Source organism: Salinispora goodfellowii (assembly GCF_059570675.1).
On the sequence record NZ_JCANTD010000003.1, the window covers coordinates 106,882 to 130,954 of the forward strand.

The 24,073-nt window shown below is 71.1% G+C and carries 22 protein-coding genes and 1 pseudogene; 11 read left to right on the top strand and 12 right to left on the bottom strand.

The genetic code is table 11. From position 1 onward, the window contains the following. Positions 1–61 precede the first annotated feature (61 nt). The 6 genes from T398_RS05265 to fdxA form a co-directional block, all read right to left on the bottom strand. The gene (locus T398_RS05265) at positions 62–3,436 is read right to left on the bottom strand and encodes a S8 family serine peptidase (RefSeq protein WP_496445448.1); all 3,375 of its coding nucleotides are present in this window, start codon (positions 3,434–3,436) and stop codon (positions 62–64) included. 305 nt (positions 3,437–3,741) lie between these two features. Then, complete coding sequence (locus T398_RS05270; RefSeq protein WP_496445134.1) at positions 3,742–4,389, bottom strand: nucleoside/nucleotide kinase family protein; 648 nt, start codon at positions 4,387–4,389, stop codon at positions 3,742–3,744. Beyond that, a complete protein-coding gene (locus T398_RS05275) occupies positions 4,389–5,027 on the bottom strand; it encodes an SIMPL domain-containing protein (RefSeq protein ID WP_496445136.1) in 639 nt (212 codons plus the stop codon). Before T398_RS05275 ends, T398_RS05270 begins: the two co-directional genes overlap by 1 nt. Positions 5,028–5,036: 9 nt before the next feature. Then, positions 5,037–6,098: a prephenate dehydrogenase gene (locus T398_RS05280; protein WP_496445138.1), complete on the bottom strand. Its 1,062-nt coding sequence runs from the start codon at positions 6,096–6,098 to the stop codon at positions 5,037–5,039. A gap of 17 nt (positions 6,099–6,115) precedes the next feature. Beyond that, positions 6,116–7,222: a succinyldiaminopimelate transaminase gene (dapC, locus tag T398_RS05285; RefSeq protein ID WP_496445449.1), complete on the bottom strand. Its 1,107-nt coding sequence runs from the start codon at positions 7,220–7,222 to the stop codon at positions 6,116–6,118. Further along, positions 7,219–7,545 (bottom strand): ferredoxin, encoded by a 327-nt coding sequence (fdxA, locus tag T398_RS05290; protein ID WP_018216902.1) that lies wholly within the window; start codon positions 7,543–7,545, stop codon positions 7,219–7,221. Before fdxA ends, dapC begins: the two co-directional genes overlap by 4 nt. A gap of 79 nt (positions 7,546–7,624) precedes the next feature. Between fdxA and T398_RS05295 the strand changes: the two genes are divergently transcribed. After that, positions 7,625–8,587, top strand: coding sequence for a GNAT family N-acetyltransferase (locus tag T398_RS05295; RefSeq protein WP_496445140.1), 963 nt, complete (start codon positions 7,625–7,627; stop codon positions 8,585–8,587). Between the two features lie 6 nt (positions 8,588–8,593). On the opposite strand, the gene T398_RS05300 is transcribed toward T398_RS05295, so the two are convergent. The 3 genes from T398_RS05300 to mshB all read right to left on the bottom strand — a co-directional run bounded on the left by T398_RS05300 (position 8,594) and on the right by mshB (position 10,608). Beyond that, on the bottom strand, positions 8,594–9,061 hold the full coding sequence (locus T398_RS05300; protein WP_496445142.1) for a hypothetical protein: 468 nt from the start codon (positions 9,059–9,061) through the stop codon (positions 8,594–8,596). A gap of 81 nt (positions 9,062–9,142) precedes the next feature. Next, on the bottom strand, positions 9,143–9,586 hold the full coding sequence (locus T398_RS05305; RefSeq protein WP_496445144.1) for a hypothetical protein: 444 nt from the start codon (positions 9,584–9,586) through the stop codon (positions 9,143–9,145). Positions 9,587–9,597: 11 nt separating this feature from the next. Beyond that, positions 9,598–10,608: an N-acetyl-1-D-myo-inositol-2-amino-2-deoxy-alpha-D-glucopyranoside deacetylase gene (mshB, locus tag T398_RS05310; RefSeq protein WP_496445146.1), complete on the bottom strand. Its 1,011-nt coding sequence runs from the start codon at positions 10,606–10,608 to the stop codon at positions 9,598–9,600. An 85-nt stretch (positions 10,609–10,693) separates the two neighbouring features. On the opposite strand from mshB, the gene T398_RS05315 reads away from it, so the two are divergent. Continuing rightward, entirely contained in the window at positions 10,694–12,829 is a 2,136-nt protein-coding gene (locus T398_RS05315; RefSeq protein ID WP_496445148.1) for a S9 family peptidase, read from the top strand. A gap of 68 nt (positions 12,830–12,897) precedes the next feature. Here the strand turns inward: T398_RS05315 and T398_RS05320 are convergent. Continuing rightward, positions 12,898–13,098 (bottom strand): annotated as a pseudogene (locus T398_RS05320) (VOC family protein); the annotation flags it as partial. Between the two features lie 10 nt (positions 13,099–13,108). Between T398_RS05320 and T398_RS05325 the strand changes: the two are divergent. From T398_RS05325 to T398_RS05350, 6 genes are all read left to right on the top strand, one after another. Further along, on the top strand, positions 13,109–13,945 hold the full coding sequence (locus T398_RS05325; protein ID WP_496445450.1) for a helix-turn-helix domain-containing protein: 837 nt from the start codon (positions 13,109–13,111) through the stop codon (positions 13,943–13,945). 74 nt (positions 13,946–14,019) lie between these two features. Continuing rightward, the gene (locus T398_RS05330) at positions 14,020–15,456 is read left to right on the top strand and encodes a TldD/PmbA family protein (RefSeq protein WP_496445150.1); all 1,437 of its coding nucleotides are present in this window, start codon (positions 14,020–14,022) and stop codon (positions 15,454–15,456) included. After that, entirely contained in the window at positions 15,453–16,865 is a 1,413-nt protein-coding gene (locus T398_RS05335; RefSeq protein WP_496445152.1) for a TldD/PmbA family protein, read from the top strand. The genes T398_RS05330 and T398_RS05335 overlap by 4 nt, the downstream gene beginning before the upstream one ends. Before the next feature lie 279 nt (positions 16,866–17,144). Continuing rightward, a complete protein-coding gene (gene sdhC, locus T398_RS05340; protein WP_496445154.1) occupies positions 17,145–17,963 on the top strand; it encodes a succinate dehydrogenase subunit SdhC in 819 nt (272 codons plus the stop codon). Between the two features lie 11 nt (positions 17,964–17,974). Continuing rightward, a complete protein-coding gene (locus T398_RS05345; protein ID WP_496445155.1) occupies positions 17,975–19,888 on the top strand; it encodes a fumarate reductase/succinate dehydrogenase flavoprotein subunit in 1,914 nt (637 codons plus the stop codon). Positions 19,889–19,891: 3 nt separating this feature from the next. Next, positions 19,892–20,992, top strand: coding sequence for a succinate dehydrogenase/fumarate reductase iron-sulfur subunit (locus T398_RS05350; RefSeq protein WP_496445157.1), 1,101 nt, complete (start codon positions 19,892–19,894; stop codon positions 20,990–20,992). An 84-nt stretch (positions 20,993–21,076) separates the two neighbouring features. Here T398_RS05350 and T398_RS05355 read toward each other — a convergent pair whose 3' ends face one another. Next, positions 21,077–21,517 (bottom strand): (deoxy)nucleoside triphosphate pyrophosphohydrolase, encoded by a 441-nt coding sequence (locus T398_RS05355; RefSeq protein WP_496445159.1) that lies wholly within the window; start codon positions 21,515–21,517, stop codon positions 21,077–21,079. 188 nt (positions 21,518–21,705) lie between these two features. Here T398_RS05355 and T398_RS05360 point away from each other — a divergent pair, with 188 nt between their 5' ends. Continuing rightward, a complete protein-coding gene (locus T398_RS05360; RefSeq protein WP_496445451.1) occupies positions 21,706–22,002 on the top strand; it encodes a 4a-hydroxytetrahydrobiopterin dehydratase in 297 nt (98 codons plus the stop codon). Positions 22,003–22,094: 92 nt separating this feature from the next. Continuing rightward, positions 22,095–22,457 (top strand): PH domain-containing protein, encoded by a 363-nt coding sequence (locus tag T398_RS05365; protein ID WP_496445161.1) that lies wholly within the window; start codon positions 22,095–22,097, stop codon positions 22,455–22,457. 277 nt (positions 22,458–22,734) lie between these two features. Here the strand turns inward: T398_RS05365 and map are convergent, their stop codons facing one another. After that, positions 22,735–23,562: a type I methionyl aminopeptidase gene (gene map / locus T398_RS05370; protein WP_496445163.1), complete on the bottom strand. Its 828-nt coding sequence runs from the start codon at positions 23,560–23,562 to the stop codon at positions 22,735–22,737. Positions 23,563–23,644: 82 nt separating this feature from the next. On the opposite strand from map, the gene T398_RS05375 reads away from it, so the two are divergent. Further along, positions 23,645–23,911, top strand: coding sequence for a helix-turn-helix transcriptional regulator (locus T398_RS05375; RefSeq protein ID WP_496445165.1), 267 nt, complete (start codon positions 23,645–23,647; stop codon positions 23,909–23,911). Positions 23,912–24,073: the final 162 nt, after the last annotated feature.

The following is a 24,073-nucleotide window of genomic DNA, read 5'->3' on the forward strand; positions in this document are numbered from 1 at the left end:
GCAGCCTGACCCGCACGGCGTGGGGCGGACCCGCGGGAGATCCGCGGACCCGCCCAACGGCTCACCTCAGGCGGTACGCCTGCAGGATTCGCGTACTCACCGTGTTCCCCTCGGTGTCCCGGGCACTGGCCCGCAGCGACACGTGTCCCGGTGCCTCGTCGGGGTGCCGGACCAGGGCGGTCCAGCCGGCACCCGTACGCCATACGGGTGCCCTGCGCCACGTCTTCCCGCCGTCGTACGAGGCGTCAACGGTCAGCTTCGCGACGGTCGCGGTGCCCGCACCGGTTTGGCGCCGCACCTCGACCGGGATCGGCAGCAGCCGACCGGCGCGGGCACTGTTGTCGGCGGCCAGCGGCGGGTTGAACCGGATCGACGACAGCGGTAGCCGGACCGGTTCCGGACCGGCCTCGTGTTCCGAACGGAAGGTCCAGGTGGACTTCACCTCGGTGCTGAGGTCGGTGAAGCCGCGAGTCGCCTCGACGGTAAGCCGGTAGTCCGCCTCGGCCGGCGGCACCGGGAACTCACCCAAACGGGCTACCTCCGACTCGCCGACCAACTCCCCGTCGCGCCACAACCGCATCCGCTCGCTCTCTTCCAGAGCGTTGCCACGGTGGCCGGCGGCGTCGCTGAAGAGCGGGACACCGGCGTGAATGGTGTCGCCCAACCGGCTCACGTGAACGACGTCCGCCGGGTCGTCCACGGTCAGCACGGGGAAGGACGGCCCGTGCGGCGCCTGGTTCCAGGTTTCCCGGGTGACCTGGCCGGCCCGGTACGTTGTCGGCTCGGACGTCAGCCAGGCCGTCGGCTCCTGCCACGCCGCCTTCGGGTCCGGTGCGTCAAAATTGATCACGCCGCTCCAGCGGACCCCCCTGGTGTTGTAGTACTCGACCCGTTGGCCGGGCACCGTGGTGGGCAGCCTGACGAATGCTCCGAAGAAAGGGTGCTCCAGCGTGGCCAAGACGTACCGCTCCGCCGCCATCCCCTCGTAGCCACCGTGGAACCGGTGCCGCACGGTGGCGAGGTCGCCCTTGCGGTAGTCCCGGACGAAGCCGGTGGGCACCCGCCCCGGGATCGTCTCACTGAGCGCGTACAGGTAAGGGCTGTGTGCCGCCTCCAGATCGGCCCACTGACTACTGATGGTGGCCACGAATATCTCGTCGGAGACGCTGCCGTTCCCGATCTGACCGATGGTGATGTCGTCGAAGTCGGCCGCCCGTAGGGAGAGGTTGACGGAGTCGCCGTCGGTGTTGTAGAAGGACGAGCCGATGCCGACCACCGCCGGCGTCGCGTCCCGCCGGGGGACGGTTACCCGGATCGGCTTCGCGGTCCGCGCGTCCACGGTGATATCTCGTTCACGGTCGATCACCAACTCCGGCGCGACCAGATCGGTAACGCCGACAGGCCCCTCCCCGGCCGGCTCAAAGATCGTCGACTTCAGCCCGTACCGGCCCTTCGGAAGCCGCACCTCGACCGCCCCGTCGGCGTCGTAGGCAGGCCAAAAGCCGAGCGAATCCAGCCCGACCAGGCTGGTCCAGTACTCCGCCGCCGCTCCGGCCCGATCCCGGTGGGTCAGGGTGAGGTCGTAGCTCTCCACCTCACGGTTCACCGCCAACGGGGTGACCGCCACGGTGTCGCCGGCGCGAGCCACCACCCGACCGGTCCAGTAGCCGTCGACGTCGCCCAGCCGGGTGTCCACGGTGACGGTGGTCTCGGCCCGACCGCCGGCCGGGATGGTGACCTGATCCGTACCGAGCGTGAACATGCCGGTGGGTGCCGGTTGGCCGCCGGGGCCGGCCGCCTCGACCGTGAGATCGAGCGCGACCGGGCTGGATCCCGAGTTGCGCCAGGAGACGGCACGGGTGACCGGCTGGTCGTCGTCGTGTGGCCAGCGGACCCGGCCGAAGGAGATGCTGACCGGGTCGCTGGTCACCGTCTGCTCGATCGCCCGGGTCAGGTCGACCCGCCCCGCCCCCTGCTGGTACGCGGTCTGCGCCGGATGCGGCCGGGCGGCCGCCATCAGGGTCGACTTGAGCTGCTCCGCCGTCCAGTCCGGATGCTGTTGGGCGAGCAGTGCCGCCGCACCGGCCACGTGCGGGGCGGCCATTGAGGTACCGGAGAGCCGGGTGTAGTGCTCCCCTACCGGTTCACCGATGAAACCCTCGGCCGAACGAGCGGCGACGATGTCGACCCCGGGGGCGGTGATGTCGGGCTTCAGCGCGTCGTCACCTGCTCGCGGCCCCCGGCTGCTGAAGTCGGCGAGTTCGTCCTCCCGGTCGACCGCGCCGACAGCCAGGGCGACGTCCGTACTGGCCGGAGAGCCCACCGTGCCGTCCCGGCCGGCGTTGCCGGCCGAGATCACGAAGAGCGCGCCGGTCTGCGCCGTCAGAGCTCCGACCGCTTCCTCCAGCGGGTCGATCTCTGGGCCGTCCGGCCCGCCCAGACTCATGTTGACCACGTCAGCTCGGTGGTCGACCGCGGCCCACTGCATGCCAGCCAGGATGGCCGACTCGGGGCAGCCGACGTCCTGGCAGACCTTGGCGTCGAGCAGCGTCGCGTCGGGTGCCACGCCCTTGAACCGACCGTCGGACGCGACACCGCTGCCGGCGATGGTCGAGGCGACGTGGGTACCGTGCCCCACCGTGTCGCGGGCATCGGGCGTCCCGGTGAAGTTGCGCGCCGCAGCGATCTTGCCGATCACGTCCGGATGGGTGGCATCGATGCCGGTGTCCAGCACGGCCACGGTCACCCCCGTCCCGGTGAGGCCCGCCGACCAGGCGGCGGGGGCCCCGATCTGGCCGACGCTGTGGTCGAGATTGATCGTGCGACGACCGTCGAGCCAGAGCTGTTCGACGCCCTCTTCTGCGCCGAACCGGACCTCGGCTGCATCCGCGTTGAGAGCGGACCAGACCTCGGCGGCTTCGGACTTGCCGACGGTCACCGCGGCGCCGTTGATCGCCGGCAGGTCGCGGGTCACCCGCACGCCGGCCGGCACGACCGCACTGCGACTGCCCGGGGCCTCCGGGTACGACACGAGCAACGGCAGCGTGTCCCGACGGGCATCGTCGTAGCCGGCGGCGATCAGCCCGGTGACGTCGAAGAGCCGACGGTCAACCCGATCTGCCTGGATCAGCCCAACCGCGTCCTGTGGCACCACGGAGAGCTGGCCGCGGCGCCCGTGGCCGATCAGGAAGCGCATATCCTTCCGGCCCGGGCCGGGACGTACCTCGGTGTTGCCGGTGGCGGTCACCGTGACTCGATCCCCGGTGATCAAGGTAACGGTGGGTAACCGGTTGGACTCGGCCTTCAGGGCTTCCGCCATGGCGGCGGAAGCGACAGTCGGCACGGCGGAAGCGACAGTCGGCACGGCGGAAGCTGGGGGAGCTGCGGTCGGCGCGGCAGGAGCTGCGGTCGGCGCGGTCAACGCCAGCGTGAGCACGAGGCCGATGACGGCCGTAATTCTTCTCCGGTACAACGGGGCCTCCTCGTCGAGCGCTACATCTACGGGAGTCGCATTGACAAGGCGCAGAATTGCATTCCCAAGCGCACGGCCCGGCATCCGGCAGATAACGTTCTATCCACACTTGGAAATCGGCACAAGCGCTGATGCCATCGCCGGACAGGCCCGCTTCTACGGTGACTCGCAGCTCAGCTACGGGACAGCGGCGAGCGGCCGGCCCGCCACGCCAGGTCGAGGGCTTGGCGCAGCAGGTCCCGCAGTCGCAGGTACAGCCGTACGGCGACTCAGTCAGGCGGTGGCTCGGCGAGGCACAGCACCAGATCCGCCCGGTGCGCCGTGCTCGCCACCAGCGCAGCGTTGACCTCATCGGTGCCGTGCGCCCAGGCCCGGGCCTGGGCGGGCGAGCGCCCGTACGCCTCGTGCCGCGCCGTCAGCCGACGCAGCCGCTGCTCCGCATCGAGATCCAGAAACCACGCCTCGTGCAGCAGCGACCGGACCTCCTCCCACGGCCAGTCCGGCAGCAGCAGGTAGTTGCCCTCGGTGACCACCAGCCGGACCTCCGGCGGCACCTCGACCGCCCCGGCCACCGGCTCTTCCAGCTCCCGCCGGAACTCCGGCGCGTAGACCGAGGTGGGCTCCGGACGCCGCAGCCGGCGCAGCAGCGAGACGTAGCCGTTGGCGTCGAACGTGTTCGCGGCGCCCTTCCGCTCCGCCCGGCCCAACCGGACTAGCTCGGCCTGCGCAAGGTGGAACCCGTCCATCGACACCAGCCGGGCCGCCGGCCCGACGGCGGCGACGATCTGCGCGGCCAGGGTGGACTTGCCTGCGCCAGGAGCACCGGCGATGCCCAGCAACTGGCGGGAGCCGGCATCGGCGAGCGCGCGGGCCCGCGCCACCAGCTCGGCAACAGGTACCACTCGGGCCGGCCCCATCAGCGCAGGACCGGTTCGCTGATCGTGAACCGTGCCTGCACCGCCGCCTGCACCGACTGGGGTCGCGGGTCCAGATCGAGCTCGGGCGCCCGCTCGGCAGTAGCCGAGTAGGACATGGCGGCCAACGCTGATGGTCGATCGACGCCAGCGTCGGCGAGCTCGACCAGCGCGGTCACCCGGGCGCCGAGGGCCTCCGCGTACTCGTGGGCCCGCCGCAACGCGTCGGCGATGGCGGCCTGTCGGGCCTCACGGTAGACCGGGCTGTCCGGACGCAGCGACCACCACGGCCCCGACACCTCGACCTGATCCTGGTCCGCGAGGCGCAGCAGCAACTCGCCCAGGGTGGTGAAGTCGGTAACCGTGACGGTGGTGCGCACGCGGCCGTGATAGGCGCGCACCCGCTCCCCGGAGCGGCGCAGCTCCGGGGCGACGCGCAGCTCGCCGGTCTCCCGCCGCTCAATCATCGGGCCGCACCCGTCGAGGAGCACCCGGACAGCGGCGGCCCGCTCGGCCAGCCGGCTCAGCGTGGTCTCCCGGTCCCGGTCCCGGGCCATCACCGCCACGGCGAACCGGGCCCGCTCCGGCGCGACCTCCCGAAAGGACTCCCCGCGAACCGCCACCACCGGTCCAGCCACCATGTACACACCCTAGCGGCGGTCAACCGCGCCGGCAGGCCCGTCGGGCCGCGGCAGTCCCGCGGTGTAGCGGACCTGGCCGGCGCGCACCTGGCAGCCACCCAGATAGCCACCGGCCGCGCCGACCTTCCGAAGCCAGCCGACCTCCGCGGTGTGGTCCCCGCCGACCGGGAATTCCCGGACCTGGGTGGTGTACGCCCGGTCGGACAGCAGTCGTCGGGTCGCCCCCGCCTCGTCGTAGCGCGCGGTGAGCCGCTCCCGGTCTCCGGAGCGCAGGGCCTCGGCCAGCTCATCCAGGTAGGCCCGCACCCCGGTCAGCTCCCGCAGCACCTCGTCCCGGTTGCCGAGCAGCAGGCTGGCCGTCCGTACCGCCGGGGTGGCCGCGACCCGGGTGCCGTCGCGGAAGCTGCCGGCGGCGAGGGCGAGAACGGCATCCGGTGCGGCTGCCCGACCGCTCGCCCCGGCCAGCGCCCCGGCGAGCAGGTGCGGCACGTGCGACGCGAGGGCGGCGGCCCGGTCGTGCTCGGCCGCGGCCAGCGGCACCACCCGAGCCCCGAACACCGCCAGGAGTAGCCCGGTGAGCCAGCGGAACGGGGCCGTCGCCGGCCCCGGACAGAGCACCCACGCGGCGCCGTCGAGGAGCGTCGGCCCGGCCGCCGCGAGCCCGGCGAACTCGGCGCCCGCCATCGGGTGCCCCGGCACGAACCGGTGCCGCAGACCGAGCCGGGCCGCTGCCGCGGCCACCTCGGCCTTGGTACTACCCACGTCGGTGAGGACGCAGTCGGGCCCGCTGGCCGTGGCGACAGTCGACAGGGTGGCCGGCAGGGTCGGTAGCGGCCCACACAGGAATACCAGCTCCCGTCCGGCGACCGCCGCCTCGATGGTCTCCGGGACCGGCACTCCCCGCTCACGCGCCTGGCCCCGGGTCGTTGGGTCCGGGTCCCAGCCGGTGACGTCCAGCCCCGCGTCGCGGAGCCGAAGCAGAATGGACCCCCCGATCAGACCGGTCCCCACGACCGCTGCCCGGACCCCGCGGTACGCCGCGCCGGCCGCCGTGCTCCCAGCATCGGTCACGGTCGCACCCGCCGCTCTCAGCCGGCCAACCGGTCGGCGACCGCCGCCACGTGCAGGTCGGACGCGGTCAGCGCCACGCGGACATGTCGAGCGCCGGTGGGCCCGTAGAGGGCGCCCGCCGCCACCAGGATGCCCCGTCGGGCCAGCCAGTCGACCGTGGCCCAGCAGTCCTCGTCCCGGGTCAGCCAGAGATAGAGGCCGGCTTCCGAGTGCTCGACGGTGAACCCGGCGGCGGTGAACGCGGCGCGCAGCACGGCCCGCCGAGCCCGGTAGCGCTCCCGCTGCTCGGTGGCGTCCCGCTCGTCCGCAAGGGCGGTCACCATCGCGGCCTGCACCGGCGCTGGCATGATCATCCCGGCGTGCTTGCGTACCTTGAGCAGCTCGGCGACGAGCGCCGGGTCACCGGCGACGAAGCCAGCCCGGTAGCCGGCGAGGTTGGACCGCTTGGAGAGCGAGTGCACCGCCAGGACGCTGTCGTACGAATCGCCGCAGACCTGCGGCGACAGCACCGAGACCGGCTCGGCCTCCCAGCCCAGCGGCAGGTAACACTCGTCACTGGCGACGACCGCACCGCGCTCCCGGGCCCAGTCGACCACCTTGCGCAGGTGGGGTGCGGGCAGTACCCGCCCCGTCGGGTTCCCCGGCGAGTTCACCCAGACGAGGCGGACCCGGGGGGTCGGACCGAGGGCGGTCAACGAATCAGCCCGCACGACGGTCGCCCCGGCGAGCCGAGCCCCGTCCTCGTAGGTCGGGTACGCCACCGACGGCACCACGACCACGTCCTGCGATCCGATCCCGAGCAGCGTGGGCAACCAGGCGACCAGTTCCTTCGACCCGACCACCGGAAGCACGCCGAGCCCTTCCGGGTCGGCACCGCAGGCCCGCGCCGCCCAGGCCGCCATCGCGGCCCGCAGCGCCGGCGAGCCGGCGGTCAGCGGATACCCGGGGGCGTCCGAGGCGTCGGCCAGCGCCTGCCGGATCGACGGCGGCACCGGGTCAACCGGCGTACCGATGGAGAGGTTGATCAGGCCCCCCGGGTGCGCCGCGGCCAGAGCGGCCGCGGCCTCCAGGGCGTCCCAGGTGAACTCCGGCAGCCGAGCCGAGACCGGCGTGGGCCGGTTCAGTTCGCCTCTCCACGCGGCGCCTGCGCCGCGACGAAGGTGGCATCCTTCTCCACCTTGCCGATCTTCGAGGCCCCGCCGGGCGAACCCAGATCCTCGAAGAACTCGTAGTTGGCCGCGGTGTAGTCCTTCCACTGCTCCGGCACGTCGTCCTCGTAGAAGATCGCCTCGACCGGGCACACCGGCTCACAGGCACCACAGTCGACGCACTCATCGGGGTGGATGTAGAGCATCCGGTTGCCCTCGTAGATGCAGTCGACCGGGCACTCCTCGATACATGCCTTGTCGAGCACATCCACGCACGGCTCGGCGATGATGTAGGTCACCGATCTTCTCCTCCGCAGACACGTCGCGATCATCCGCGACGGGTATGAGCCTAGTATCTCGTCGGGGAGGAGGTCGATCGTGCTCCAACCAGAGGATGTGGGACAGCGGGTGGTGGTCCGCCGAATTGTGGGGATTCGCGCAGGCCGGCCCCGCTTCTCCGATGCCCTCGGCGAGTTGACCGAGCTGAGCGAGAGCCATCTCACCCTCGTCACCGCGCAGGGTCGGCTCGAGGTGCCGAGGGCCGAGGTCCACCGAGCGCGACGAGTACCCCCCTCCCGCCGGCCGGCAGCTGCCGCGGTGGCGGCGCTGGAGCACGCGGCCGACGCGGCCTGGCCCGCACCGACCCGGGCCCAGCTGGGCGGCTGGCTGCTGCGCAGCGCCGGCGGCTGGACCGGCCGCGCCAATTCGGCGTTGCCCGTCGGCGACCCGGACCGGTCGCTGCCCGCCGCGATCGACGCGGTGCAACGCTGGTACGCCGACGTCGGTCGACCCGCCCTGATCAACACGCCGCTTCCGCTCGCCGCGCCGGTCAGCGCGGAGCTCGACGCCCGGGGTTGGCGCGGCGGCTCGCCGGTGCTCGTCCAGACGGCACCGCTGGCCGCACTGCCGGCCACCCGACCCGACATCGCCGACGCACCGCCGGTCGAGCTGACCGCCGCGCCGTCGACGGACTGGCTGGCGGTCGCCGCCAACCGCAAGGGCGACCTGTCGGCCGCTGCCCGGCACGTGCTCACCGCCGTGCCCCAGATCCGCTTCGCCCAGGTACGCGTTGCCGGCCGGCTGGTCGCCACCGGCCGGGGAACTGTCACCGGGGCGGGCCGCTGGCTGGGCCTCAGCCTGATCGAGGTGGCACCCGAGGCACGCCGGCAAGGGCTGGCCCGGCAGGTGGTCCGCGCCTTGGCCGAGTGGGGTACGGCGGTCGGCGCGACGAACGCCTTCCTCCAGGTCGAATCGGGCAATGCCGAAGCGGTGCCGCTCTATCGAGCGCTCGGCTTCAGCACCCATCACACCTACCGGACCCGAACCGCACCAGCCGACTGACCCGGGTCAGCGGCGGACCGGCTTCTGCGGCTTCGCCGCCTTCGACTCGGCGTACCGCTTCAATGCCTGGGAACGGTGGTCCAGGCCGAGCGCGACGGCCAGCAGATAGCCCAGCACTACCCCGACCCCGGCGACCGCGGCATAGAGCCAGATCTGCGCGAAGAAGGTCCCCGCACCGTCACCAAACGGGTTCTTCCCCACCAGCAGCGGCCCGACCAGTATGGTCAGCGCCAGCGCGACGCCGACCGCGGCGGCGGTGTCCGCCCCCCACTCGGCGGCGGGCCGGCGTCGGCTCCAGACGAAAGTGACCGCGGCCAGACCCACCCCGATCACCACGAACATCCCGAGGGACACCCGATCAGCCGCGGTCGGGTCCGTATCGTCGAAACCCAACCAAATAATCAACCGAGCGACCATGTTCACTACGAACAGCGCGCCCGCCAGCCCTCCGGCCATCCGCCACCGCTGCCTCATCGCACCCTCCCGCCACACCGCCCGCCACCACTCGTACGGGTCGTCCTGGCAGGAATGTCTACCACCGGAGGACGGGTGCCGTCAGGCCCCGGGCCGGCCAGTCGGCGGGGCAGCCAGGATCTGCCGGAACCCCAGCACCGCGAAGGTCATTGCGCCGGCCACGACGAGCAGCAGGTCCACCCAGGTGCCGGCCAGCAGCACGTCCCCCTCCGAGGTCCGGATTCCGGCGACTGCGACCAGGAAGAACCACGGCACGGCGGGCAGCGCCACCGCCCACCGGCGTCCGACAGTAGCCAGGGCGAACCAGCTCAGGGCCACGTTCAACCCGACCGCGACTAGCACGGTCACACCGATCAGATGGTCGCCGACCCGCAGCGGGGCGAGCAGGAGCTCCAGCACCGCGCTGAGGGCCCCGCCGGCGACGGCCACCACGCCACCGGTGAACCGCAACGCCCGGCTGGCCAGCCGGGCGTTGCCCCGGGCCGGCGGCGGAGCGCTCTCGTCGGGCAGCACCGACACCGGCATGGCGGGAAGACTCACCACTGACCGGTCGCGCCGACCGGGGCCCGGTTGACGCCGTCGGCGAGCGCCCGGGCCGAGCCCTCCCCGACCGAAGCCCGGTCGTCCGAGCCCTCCCCGACCGAAGCCCGGTCGTCCGAGCCCGCCCCGACCGGCAGCCCGGCGAAGAGGTCGTCCTCCCACCCGTACGGGCCGAAGCCGGGGCCCTTGTCACCGCTGGCGAGGGTGTAGTACTCCATCCCCATGAACTCGCTGCCGAAATTGCCGGCGATCGAGTACAGCCAGGAGTTGTCCGGAATCTGGGTGGCGTGCGCGCGCATCGCCGCCTCCTTCGCGGCGTGCTGCCCGCTCGCGTCGATCCGGGCGGCGATGCGCTCGTCCGGCGTGCAGAACGGCAACTCCACGGCCTCCTGGATACCCGCGAACGGGTTGTCCGACGAGCCGGCGAAGTGGGTCATTCCGGCCTCCAGCACGCTGCGCGGCATCGCCGTCCAGTAGACCTTCGCCGGAGCGAACCCTTCGGCGGCGGCCAACTCGTGTGCCCGCATCGCCACCCGGTGGGCCTGGATGTGATCCGGATGGCCGTAGAACCCGTTGTCGTCATAGGTGACCATGACCTGGGGCCGAAGCTCCCGCATGAGCTCTACCAGCTGCCCGGCGGCCACCTCGAGATCGGCCTGCCAGAAGGCGCGCGGGTCCTCGTTGGTGGCCAGGCCCATCATCCCGGAGTCGCGATAGCGGCCGGCGCCGCCGAGGAACCGGTGGTCGGTGACCCCGAGCGCGCGGCAGGCCGCCGCCAGCTCCCCGATCCGATAGCCGCCGAGCTGGTCAGCTTCGGCCGCGGCGAGCTGCGCCAGCTCCGGCACGTGCACCTCACCCTCCTCACCCAGGGTGCAGGTGACCAGCGTGACGTGGGCGCCGGTGGCCGCGTAGTGGGCCATCGTCGCGCCAGTGCCGATGGCTTCGTCGTCGGGATGCGCATGGACCAGCAGGAGCCGGCGATCGGGCAGTGTCGTCACATCCGTCACTCTATCCGGCGGTTCTCGCAGCCGACCCGGATGCGTCCGGGCAGGTCCGCCACATCGCCCACAGCACCGCCCTACGATCCGACGTGTGGACTTTCCGGAGCTGGCCGCACGGACCCGTCGGTTCCGCCACGGAGCGCCGCGGGCGATCTCGGTGGCCGACGACGGCTCCCGGGTGCTCTTCCTTCGTTCCGGCGGGCCGACGGATCCCACCGAGGCGCTCTGGCTCCTCGACGTCGACACCGGGCAGGAGCGGCTCGTCGCCGATCCGGCGGCGCTCCGGTCGGAGGATGCCGACGACCAGCTCAGCCCGGGAGAGCGCACGCTGCGGGAGCGGCAGCGGCTGAGCGCCGCCGGCATCGGCTCATACGCCCTCGACGCGGCCGGCCGGGTGGCGATCTTCGCTCTCGGTGGCCGACTCTTCCGGGCCGACCTGATCCACGGGGACGTGGTCGAGGTGGCCGCCGCCGGCCCGGTGCTCGATCCCCGCCCCGACCCGACCGGGCAGCGGCTGGCGTACGTGACCGACGCCGCGGCCGGGGTCCGCCGGGGGGAGCTTCGGGTGGTCGAGCACGACGGCACCGACACCATGCTCGCCGGCGAGGACTCGGGGGTCAGCTGGGGGCTGGCCGAGCACGTCGCGGCGGAGGAGTTCAACCGGTTCCGGGGCTACTGGTGGGCGCCGGACGGCCGCTCGGTGCTCGCCGCCCGGGTAGACGAGTCCCGACTGGGCCGATGGCACCTGCATGATCCGGCCGAGCCGGCGACCGCACCGACCACCGTCGCCTACCCCCGGGCGGGCGGACCCAACGCCGAGGTCAGCCTGCACCTGCTAGATCTCGACGACGGCTGGGTCGACGTGCACTGGGACCGGGAGACCTACCCGTACCTGACCGCCGTGCACTGGGCCGACGGCGGGCCGCTGATCACCGTGCTGCGCCGCTCCCAACAGCACGGACTGGTGCTCGCGGTGGACCCACGCACCGGGGAGACCCAGGTACACGCCGAGCTGGCCGACCCGCGCTGGGTGGAGCCGGTCCCCGGCACTCCCGCCCACCTGCCGGACGGCCGGGTGCTGGTCGGCGGGGAACTGGCCCACGACGGCTACGACGCACGTTGCCTCTTCGCCGACGGGACGCTACTCACGCCGCCGTCGCTCTACGTGCGCCGGGTGGTGGGTCGGCTCCCGGCCCGCTCCGGCACCGGAGCGGCCGACCTGCTGGTGGAGGCGGCCGAGGGCGAGCCGAGCGAGCAGCACCTGTTCCGGGTCCGCACCACGGTCGGCGGCGGTATGGACGTCCGCCGGATCACCCCGGACTCCGGCTGGCACGTCGGTGTCGTCGGCGGGGACGTGTTGGTGGTGGGCAGCGCCTCCCTGGACCACCCGGGTCTACGCTGGACGGTTTGGCGCGGCGACCGGGAGGTGGCGACGCTACGGTCGTTCGCAGCGGCCCCGCCGTACGCTCCGCTGCCGTTGTTGGAACGGGTGACCGACCGGCGGCTGCCGGCCGCGGTGCTCTACCCGGAGAACCACGTCTCCGGCCGCCGGCTGCCGGTGCTGCTGGACGTGTACGGCGGCCCCGGTCACCAGGAAGTGCTGGCGGCGCGGTCGGCGTGGTTGGAGCGGCAGTGGTGGGCCGACGCCGGGTTCGCGGTGGTCGTGATCGACAACCGGGGTACGCCGGGCGTCGCGCCGTCGTTCGAGAAGGCGATCCACCGGCGGTTGGCGGACATGGTCCTCACCGATCAGGTGGACGGGCTCACCGCGCTCGCCGACAAACATCCGGACCTGGACCTCGGCCGGGTGGCGGTGCGGGGCTGGTCGTTCGGCGGCTGGCTGGCGGCGCTGGCGGTGCTGCGCCGCCCGGAGCTGTTCCGGTGCGGGATCGCCGGGGCGCCGGTGACCGACTGGAGTCTGTACGACACCGCCTACACCGAACGCTACCTGGGCCTGCCCGAGGACGGGACGGACGTGTACGCCCACCATTCCCTGGTGGAGCTGGCCGCCGCCACGGAGCAGGCCCGGCCGCTGCTGCTGGTGCACGGGCTGGCCGACGACAACGTGGTGGCGGCGCACACCCTGCGGCTGTCGGCCGCCCTGGTGGCCAACGGGCACCCGCATTCGGTGCTGCCGCTCACCGGCGCGACCCACATGGCCGCCGGCGGCGTCGCAGAACATCTGTTGCGGCTTGAACTGGACTTCCTCCGGACCCACCTGGAGTGAGGGTCGTCCCCGCCGGGCCCGGGGAACCCGGGTCAACCCCGCACTGCGAGACCCGTTGCCCGCTCCGGTCACCCGGCCTGTTGCCGGGCCCAGTCGGCGACGCGGCGCGCGCTCTCCTCCTCGGAGAGATCCTCCACCCGGGTCAGGACCGACCACCGTACGCCGAACGGGTCCCGGATGCTGGCGTAGCGGTCACCCGAGACGAAGGTGGACGGAGCTTCCCGGATGACCGCGCCGGCCGCCTGGGCCCGTTCGACGACGGTGTCAACGTGGCGCAGCGTGCACCGGCTTGAAGATTCGCGACAGAAATCCGAGCCGGGTACGGCGAACCAGCGGGGTGTCCTCTATCCGGCGCGGCTTCCCACGTTCGCCCGGCTTCCGGCACCAGATTCGGTAGCCCAGCTGGTGCGCTGGTTCTGGATTCCGGAGTGGCGTCTCCCGGCCGGGCAGACCTCCCGACAGCAACTGATCGCCTTTCCCGCCTGCAATCTCGTGGTCGAACCAGCCACGGTCGGCCTCGCCGGACCAACGACCGGCAGCTCGTACCGCGAACTCACCGGCACCGGCTGGGCGGTCGGAGCCCTCCTCCGGCCAGCGGCGGTGCCCCACTTCGCCACCGCACCGGCGGTGCTACGGGATCGGTACCAACTCCTGGACCTACCGGTCCTGCGGGAGCGGGTGGGGCGAGCGATGCTCGGGCCGGACGATCCACCCACCCGGCACCGGCAGGCCGTGGACGCGTTCACGGAATGGCTTTCCGGTACGGTGCCCCCTCCGCAGCACGAGGCGCTGTTGGCGAACAAGATGGCGGATGTCATCGACACCGAACCGGCGGTGCGCACAGTCGAGGATGTCGCCCGCCACCTACGTCTGTCCGCCCGATCGGTGCAGCGGCTCGCGGCCCGGTTCGTCGGGTTGCCACCGGCAGCGATGATCCGCCGCCGCCGGCTACAGGAAGCCGCCCAACGCCTGCGGGATGATCCGGAGACAACCATGGCCGATGTCGCCGTTGACCTCGGCTACAGCGACCACGCCCACCTCGCCAACGAATTCCGGTCGGTCCTCGGTCTCACGCCGGGCGCGTACCGACGGCGGGTCGGTCCAGCGGTCAGCTGATCCGGCTGCCGGAACGCGACGGGGACGGCACCACGCAACCGGACGAGTACGGCCTGCTGCCCTAGGGTCGAGCTATGACCGAGTTCGATGCGGCCTCCGCCGCTGTCCAAGCCGCCCTCGACGCGGGTGCCCGGTACGCGGATGCCCGGGTGATGCATCGGCGCTACGAGTCCATGACGGCCCGCAACGGCGACATCGAGGAGCTGACCCAGGACGAGAGCGTCGGGCTGGGGGTCCGGGCGCTGGTCGGGTCGAGCTGGGGCTTCCACGCCGTCCCCGACCTGTCCGCCCGCGCCGCCCGCGACGCCGGCCGGCGGGCAGCGCGGACCGCCGCGGCCAGTGCCCGCGTTCCGGGCCCACCGATCGATCCGATCCCGGCCGAGCCGGTCACCGCGAGCTGGGCCTCGACCTGCGTGGTGGATCCGCTCGGCGTGCCGCTGTCGACCAAGGGTGACCTGCTGGTCGAGGCGACCCGGCTGATGGCCGAGCACGGCGCCGACCTCGCCGAGGGCCTCTACCAGATCTGGGACACGGCGAAGTGGTTCGTCTCCAGTGAGGGCCACCGGATCGACCAGCGCATCCGCGAGTGCGGCGGGGGCATCTCGGCCACCTCGATCGGCGTCGGCGAGACCCAGCGCCGGTCGTACCCGAGCTACCGGGGCCAGTACGGCACCAGCGGGTGGGAACTGGTCGACTCGCTCGACCTGACCGCGCACGCGGCACGAATGGCCGAGGAGTCCCGGGCGCTGCTCACCGCACCGCCCTGCCCCGCCGGCGAGACCGACCTGATCCTCGGTGGCGAGCAGCTCGCCCTCCAGATCCACGAGTCGGTCGGGCACGCCATCGAACTGGACCGGATCCTCGGCTGGGAGGCGGCCTTCGCCGGTACCTCCTGGCTGGACCTGGCCCGGCTCGGCTCGCTGCGGTACGGCTCGGAGCTGATGACCATCACTGTCGACCCGACGCTCCCCGGGGCGCTGGGCAGCTTCGGCTACGACGACGAGGGTTCCCCGGCGGTCCGCCGGGACGCCGTCCGGGAGGGGCGCTGGGTGGGCGTGCTCGCGGGCCGTGACTCGGCCGCCGTCGCGGGCCTGGACCACGGCGGCAGCGTCCGGGCGGACGGCTGGGCCCGGCTGCCGATGGTGCGGATGACCAATGTCGGGCTGGAGCCCGGTCCACACAGCCTGGACGAGATCATCGCCGCCACCGACGAGGGGGTGTTGATGGACATCAACCGGTCCTGGTCCATCGACGACAAACGGCTCAACTTCCAGTTTGGCTGCGAGGTCGGCTGGGAGATCAGGAAGGGAAAGCGGGGACGGATGCTGCGCAATCCCACGTACACCGGAATCAGCCCGCTCTTCTGGCGCTCGATGGACATGCTCTCCGGCGAGACGGTCGCCTGGGGCACGCCCAACTGCGGCAAGGGCCAACCAGGGCAGGTGGGGCACACCGGCCATCCGGCCGCACCCGCCCGCTTCCGTGGCACCCGGGTGGGGGTTCGCGCGTGAGGGCGACGATCCGGCCGGGGTCCGAGCTGGACCTGGCGGGCCAGGTGATCGAGCTGGTCCACCGGCTGGCCGGACCGACCGCGTCGGCCGAGGCCACGGTGACCCGGGCCGAGCTGGCGCTGACCCGGTTCGCCAACTCGTTCATCCACCAGAACGTCGGCGAAACCCACCACACCGTACGGCTGCGGCTGCACCTCGCCGGGCGGACCGTCGCCAGCAGTGGCAGCGTCGGCACCCCGGATGGGCTGCGGGAACTCGTCGAGCGCACCCTGGCGGCGGTACGACTCGGCCCACTCGACCCGGCCTGGCCGGGGCTCGCCCCACCTACCCCGATTCCGCCCGGCCCCCCGGTGGACGAGGCGACCGCCTACGCGGAGCCGGGTGAGCGGGCCGATCGGGTCCGCGCCTTCGTGGCGGCGGCCGACGGGCTGGAGACGGCCGGCTACTGCCGCACGGCGCACCGCTCGTCGGCGTTCGCCAACTCGGCCGGTCACTCGGTCCGGGGCCAGACCGCCGAGGCGGCGATGGACGGCATCGCCCGCACCGGTGGCGCGGACGGGGTGGCCCGGCTGGCCGCCGACCGCCTGGCCGACCTGGACGGCTCCGTCCTCGGCGCCCGTGCCGCCGGCAAGGCGCGGGCGGCGACCGACCCCGTCGAGCTGCCGCCCGGCCGGTACGAGGTGCTGCTGGAGCCGGCCGCCGTCGCCGACCTGCTCCAGAACCTCTCCTCCTACGGCTTCAACGGCAAGCGGCACCACGAGGGTCAAGCCTTCGCCGAGCCGGGCACGGCCCAGTTCGACTCGATGGTGACCCTGGTGGACGACCCACTCGACCGGTCCGGTCCGCCGTTCGACGTGGAGGGCACTCGGCGGGCGGCGTTGACCCTGGTAGACGCGGGCGTCACCGCTGCCGTCGCGCACGATCGACGCACCGCGGCCCTGGCCGGTGCCACCTCCACCGGGCACGCCGTCCCCGGCGGCGCCGCCTGGGGCCCGGTCCCCCGCAACCTGCGCCTCACCGCCACCTCGACCGAGGCGGTGCGGCAACCCGGGTCCGGCGACGCCCGCACCGCAGCGGTCGTTGCCCCGGACACCGCCGCGCTGCTCGCCGGTGTCCGCCGTGGCCTGCTGGTCAGCGACTTCTGGTACACCCGGGTACTCGACCCAAAGAGCCTGGTCATCACGGGCCTCACCCGCAACGGGGTGTGGCTGGTGGAGGAGGGCGTGGTGACTCGGGCGGTACGCGACCTCCGGTTCACCGAGTCCTACCCGCGCGCGCTCGGTCCCGGGGCGGTACTCGATGTCGGGCACACCCTGGCCCGCCAGCCAGACCGGGTGGACGGGGTGTGGTGGGAGGCGCCGGCGCTGCGCCTCGCCGCCTGGAACTTCACCGGCGGGGCCGCCGGCTAATCGGCGACCACCGGTGGCCGCGGTCAACGCGGCTGATCAGCGCCGTCGAACGAACGGGTGGGCATCGATACACCGGCAGGCCTTTTCAAGAACGGGGACACACGGGACACTGCCTTGCGCGGACGGCTCGCGAAGATCGGCGTAACGTGTGTCACTTAGCTGCGCCGTTTCTCCGGCGCGGTCGTTGGTGTGCGCATGACGTTGGCAAGCGGGTGCGGCCTGGTTGCCTACCGAACTTGATCCGCCGCCCATCCGGGCCCCGTCAGGGAGACGACTCGAATGACATCAACGGCAACGAGGCCGGGAGGGCCGGGCGCGCGTCCGCGTGCCGCCATCGCGGCGAGAACGTTGCGTACCGACCGCTGGTGGGTGCAGCCCGTCGGCATCGCCGCAATCCTGCTCTTCTTCATCGTCTACTCGACGATCCGCGTCTTCATGGCGAAGTGGTACTACGTGGAGGACTACCACTACCTCACGCCGCTGTACTCGCCGTGCCTGACCGACTCGTGCGTACCCGGCTCATCGCACTTCGGCACCCCGTTCGGGGAGTTCCCCTTCTTCCTCCCACTCGGCATCGTCGCCTTCCCGATCGTCGCCGGGTTCCGGGTGACCTGCTACTACTACCGCAAGGCGGGCTACCGTTCGTTGTGGGCGTCCCCGCCGGCCTGCGCGGTGACCGAGCCGCACCAGAAGTACACCGGGGAGACCCGGTTCCCGCTGTTCGTCATGAACTGGCACCGGTACTTCTTCTACCTGGCCTTCGTGGTCCTGCTGATCAACATCTACGACGCGTTCCTCGCGTTCCGCGGGCCGGACGGGGCTTTCGGGGTCGGCCTGGGCTCGCTGATCATCCTGGTCAACATCGTCGCGCTCGCCGGCTACACGCTCTCCTGCCACGCCTGCCGGCACGTGATGGGCGGACGACTGAAGCACTTCTCCCGGAACCCGGTGCGGTACCGCTTCTGGACGTTGGTCTCGAAGCTGAACGTCCGGCACGGCACGTTCGCCATGGTGTCGCTGTTCACGGTGCTCTTCACCGACTTCTACATCATGGCCGTATCCGCCGGCTGGTTCACCGACCTGCGGTTCATCAACTAGAGGGCCCCGACATGACCACTACCACGCGAATCGAACGACACCACTACGACGTCGTCGTGATCGGGGCCGGCGGCGCCGGGCTGCGGGCGGCGATCGAGGCCCGGCTGGCCGGCAAGAAGACCGCGATCATCTCGAAGTCACTCTTCGGCAAGGCGCACACGGTGATGGCCGAGGGCGGCGCCGCCGCCGCGATGGGGAACGTGAACAGCCGGGACAGCTGGCAGGTGCACTTCCGCGACACCATGCGCGGCGGCAAGTTCCTGAACAACTTCCGCATGGCCGAGCTACACGCGAAGGAGTCGCCGCAGCGGATCTGGGAGCTGGAGACCTACGGCGCGCTCTTCGACCGGACGAAGGACGGGAGGATCTCCCAGCGCAACTTCGGCGGGCACGAGTACCCGCGCCTCGCGCACGTGGGCGACCGCACCGGCCTGGAGCTGATCCGCACCCTCCAGCAGAAGATCGTCTCCCTGCAGCAGGAAGATCGGCGCGAGCACGGCTCCTACGACGCCCGGATCCGGGTCTTCTCCGAGACCACCATCACCGAGCTGCTGCTCGACGGCGACCGGGTCGCCGGGGCCTTCGGCTACTACCGGGAGTCGGGCGAGTTCATTCTCTTCGAGGCGCCGGCCGTGGTGCTGGCCACCGGCGGGGTCGGCCGCTCGTACAAGGTCACCTCGAACTCCTGGGAGTACACCGGGGACGGTCACGCGCTGGCGCTGCGCGCCGGGGCGACGCTGATCAACATGGAGTTTCTCCAGTTCCACCCGACCGGCATGGTCTGGCCGCCCTCGGTGAAGGGAATCCTGGTCACCGAGTCGGTCCGCGGCGACGGCGGGGTCCTGAAGAACTCCGAGGGCAAACGGTTCATGTTCGACTACGTGCCGGATGTGTTCCGAAAGCAGTACGCCGACACTGAGGCCGAGGCGGACCGCTGGTACGAGGACCCGGACAACAACCGGCGTCCACCGGAGCTGCTGCCGCGCGACGAGGTGGCCCGGGCCATCAACAGCGAGGTCAAGGCGGGGCGGGGCACCCCTGCTGGCGGCGTCTACCTGGACATCGCCTCCCGACTGCCGGCGGAGGAGATTCGCCGTCGCCTCCCGTCGATGTACCACCAGTTCAAGGAGCTGGCCGACGTCGACATCACCCGGGAGCCGATGGAGGTCGGGCCGACCTGTCACTACGTGATGGGTGGGGTGGAGGTGGACCCCGACTCCGGTGCCGCGTTCGGCCACGTCCGTGGACTGTTCGCCGCCGGTGAGGTCTCCGGCGGCATGCACGGCTCCAACCGGCTCGGCGGTAACTCCCTGTCGGATCTGCTGGTCTTCGGCAAGCGGGCGGGCGGACACGCCGCCTCGTACGCCGACGGGTTGGCCTCCCGGCCCCGGGTCCCGGTGCCGGCGGTAGAGATTGCGGTGGAGACGGCCCTGGCCCCGCTGCAGCGGGACACCGGCGAGAGCCCGTACGTCCTGCAGCAGGACCTCCAGGCGGTGATGGGCGACCTGGTCGGCATCATTCGCCGGGAGGGCGAGCTGGTTGACGCGCTGGCCCGACTCGGCGAGCTTCGCGAACGAGTGGCCAAGGTGAGCGCGGCGGGCGGCCGGCGCTACAACCCGGGCTGGCACCTCGCCCTGGATCTCCGCAACATGCTGGTGGTCTCCGAGTGCACCGCGAAGGCAGCGCTGGAGCGGCGGGAGTCGCGGGGCGGCCACACCCGGGAGGATCATCCGACGATGGACCCGGCCTGGCGACGGGTCAATCAGGTCTGCTCCCTGGAGGGCGACATCGTGCACCTGGACCGCAAGCCGCTACCGCGGATGCGGCCGGAGCTGTTCGCGCTCTTCGACCGCGCGGAGTTGGCCAAGTACCTGACCGACGAGGAACTGGCGGAGTTCGACGCCCTCACCGAGGAGGAGCGCTGAGGAATGGGAACTGAGAAGAGCCAGGCGGCCGGCGCACCGGCCACGAAGCGACAGTTCCGCATCTGGCGGGGCGACGAGACCGGCGGCGACCTGAAGGAATACCTGGTCGAGGTGAAAGAGGGCGAGGTCGTCCTCGACATCATCCACCGGCTGCAGAGCACCGAGGCGCCGGACCTCGCCTGCCGCTGGAACTGCAAGGCCGGCAAGTGCGGCTCCTGCTCGGTGGAGATCAACGGCAAGCCGAAGCTGGCCTGCATGACCCGGATGTCGACCTTCACCGCGGACGAGACGATCTCGGTCACGCCGCTACGGACGTTCCCGATCGTGCGGGACCTGGTCACCGACGTCTCGTTCAACTACGAGAAGGCCCGGGAGACCCCGGCCTTCGCACCGCCCCCCGGTGTCACCCCGGGCGACTACCGGATGCAGCAGGTTGACGTCGAGCGCTCGCAGGAGTTCCGCAAGTGCATCGAGTGCTTCCTCTGCCAGACGGTCTGTCACGTGATCCGGGACCATGAGGAGAACAAACCCGCCTTCGCCGGGCCGCGGTACTTCATTCGGGCAGCCGAGTTGGACATGCACCCGCTGGACGCCCGGGACGACCGCAAGGAGTACGCGCAGGCCGAACAGGGTCTGGGCTACTGCAACATCACCAAGTGCTGCACCGAGGTCTGCCCCGAGCACATCAAGATCACGGACAACGGGATTATCCCCATGAAGGAGCGGGTAGTCGACCGGAAGTATGATCCTCTTGTTTGGCTCGGTAACAAGATCTTCCGGAGGGGTCAGGTGCCTCAGACCAGCGTGACCAGCGAGCACTCCCCGGGCGCCGGGCGCGCCCCCGCGGCCGGCCCGCCCGGGTTCCACTCCCACGCGGGAGCGTCACACGACCCGAAGGCCGAGGCGCAGGCGCAGGCGGGTGTCAACTGGCACCGCGAGGTGCCGAAGCCGACCGCCCCGACACTTGACGAGTCCGGCAGGCTGCCACTGACCGAGCTCACCTTCGACCGGCCGGCGGCACCGTCGCCGTTCGGCGAGGACGTGAGTTTCCCGCTGCCGCCGGAGCACCTGAACTACGCCCACCCGGAGCAGGACAAGCACTGAACACGGCAGCGACGATGGCAGGGCCGGCGGCTGACTCCGCCGGCCCTGTCCGTTTTCGGGTCGCCCTTCCGGTTCTGTGGCGGGTCAACCAGCGGCCAGCAGTGGGCGGAGCACGGCGACAATCGGAGTATCGGCGGGTAGCCAGGTGACGCTGTCCAACTCGGCGGCGGAGAGCCAACGCAGCGCCGAGTGCTCCAACGCCTGCGGCTGGTCGCCGGGGAGCAGCTGGGCCAGATACACCTTCAGCACCGAGCGCCCGTGGGCCATCCGCACACTCCGGCCGACCCGCTCGCCGACCTCCACCCGGACAGCCAGTTCCTCGGCGCACTCGCGCCGTAGCGCCGCGGTCTCGCTCTCCCCCGGCTCCACCTTGCCGCCGGGGAACTCCCACCGGCCCGCCACCTCCGGCGGGGCAGACCGCGCACAGGCCAGCACCCGACCGTTCTGGATGATCGCCGCGCCGACGACTACCTTCGGCCCGGGTCGCTCGACCCGGCCGCCATCGCTTGCCTGTTCGGTCCGCACGAGCGTCCAGCGTGCCAGATCAATCGTCGGTTTGGGTACCGTGACCAACCCATCAGGCCAAGAAGACCCGGAAGTGTGGCCGTGGACACAGTTCCCGCGAAGGGACAGACTTAGACCACCGAAAAGACACCGAAGAGCGACGTTTAGGCTACAAGATCGCAACGATGCCGGGAGGTGTGGTGGTACGCATGCCGTTCGGGCGGGGTAAGCATAACTATCTCAACGATGCGCTGACGCTGCTGCCCGGTTGGACCCGGGAGGGCGAAGGGATCCGACGGACGCTCCCCATCGACGACTCACAGCACGCGGCCCTCACCGAGCGGGTGCAGGTGGTCGCCGATGCACTGCACCTTCGCCCCGACATCAGCCGCTACGCCGACCAGACCGAGATCCGAGTCGGCCACGAGACCGTGCCGCTGACCGAGGGCGAGGTCCTACTGGCCGCCCGCATCGAGGACGTGTACCGCGCCGTCACCGAGCCCTGAGGCCACAACGATGGGCCACCAGTAGCCGACGAGCCGCAACCCCAGGTCATCTCGTCAAGCTTCGATATGCTTTCCACGCCTACGCTGAAGCCATGGCGAACGCGACGTACGACCGCAAGGAGCAGCTGCAGCAGATCCAGAGCGGGCTGCTCGAGGGCGAGCAGATCATCGCCGTCTACGACGCCGTCGGCACCGGTACCGGCTTCATCGGCGTGACCGACCGACGCGTGATCATTCAGGACCGCTCGTTCATCGGCAAACGCTACGCGATCACCAGCATCCCGTACGCGAAGATCACCAGCGTGAGCGTGGTCAGCAACAAGTCGTGGGGCGGCTCGTTCTTCTCCACCGGCGCCATCGCCATTCACATCGGCACGCACACCTACGAGGTGGAGTTCCGCGGCTCCCAGAAGAGCCACCACGTGCACAACGTGATCCTGCACTACATCAGCTGACCCCGCACACCTGAGGTTGCGCTGCCGACGACCGAGCAACCGAACCCGATCCACTTCAACACCTGAGCAAGCAGGGCAATACTCTCTGCAATGGCTTTCATCCCAGCTTCAACAACCGAGTGATCGAATCCACCCTCAGATCGGCCAAATCACCCGTATAACCAGGATGCCCCGTCATTGGTGCGTGCGCACACCCAAACCAGATCATCAGCTACCTTCATCACGTATAGTATTGTGAACTAGAGCACATTGCGTTGGCAGGCCGCAGTCGCTACTCTCACGCTCCTTTTCGGAAGATCGACGGCTTTCCGGCTGGGTCGGCGCCGGTGGCACCGCCGCCGGGGCGGCGGGTCAGGACCTGCGGGCCCGCGGAGGTAATGGCGATTGTGTGTTCGGAGTGGGCGGTACGGGAGCCGTCGGCGGAGCGGATCGTCCAGCCATCCTCGTCAAATTTGATCTTGTCGGTGGAGGCGCAGAACCAGGGCTCGATGGCGACGGTGAGGCCGGGCTGCAGCTTCAGGCCGCGACGAGCACGGGCGTTGTTGGCCACATGCGGGGCCTCGTGCATGGCGCGGCCGACGCCATGCCCACCGAACTCGCCGTTGACCCGGTAGCCGTAGGAGTGCGCGACCTGACCGATCGCGGCGGAGATGTCGCCGAGCCGGCCCCCCGGCTGCGCGGCGGCGATGCCGGCGGCGAGGGCGACCTCGGTGGCCTCGATCAGCTTCAGGTCAGCCGGGGCGGGGGCGCCGACGATGAGGGAGACCGCGGAGTCGGCGACCCAGCCCTCGATGCTGACCGCCATGTCGATGCTGAGCAGGTCACCGTCGCGGAGGAGATAGTCGTGCGGCAGGCCGTGCAGCACGGCATCGTTGACCGACAGGCACAGGACGTTACGGAAGGGGCCGCGGCCGAAGGATGGAGCGTAATCCCAGTAGCAGGACTCGGCGCCGCGTTGCGCGATCCGGCGACGGGCATGGTGTTCGAGGTCCATCAGATTCACGCCGACCGCGGCGACCTCGCTCAGTTCAGCGAGCAGCTCACCGACGAACTGGCCGGTGACCGCCATCTGGCTGATCTCCGCAGCGGACTTCAGCTCGATCACGACGCCTCCCGGGTAGCGGTATTTTAATACCGTATTTTTATACCACCCCCGGGGGGAGAACACCGGGAGCTATCCTGCCGACATGGTTCGCCAACCCCTGACCGCCGAACAGATCGCCGCGGGTCAGCGCCTCGGGGTCGCCCTCCGGGCCGCGCGGGCCGACCGCAATCTCATCGAGGTCGCCCTGGCCGCCGGCATCTCCCCCGAAACCCTGCGCAAAATCGAGTCGGGTCGCCTGCCCGCACCGGCGTTCGGCACCGTGGTCCGCCTCAGTCGCGCCCTCGACACCCCCCTCACCGACCTGGCAGACGCCTGGCTCACCAACTCGCCCATCCGCCAGGCATCCTGACCAACAGCGACGAGCCCGACCCGGCAACCAGCCCGGCCACCACCGCCAAGTGCCGGAGACTCCCGGTCACGCGCCGGAACTAGTGGCCCCTCCATCGACAGTCCGAGCCGACGATCGGGGCCCTGCGCACCACCGCGCGAACCTTCGAGGCTAGCGCAGCGA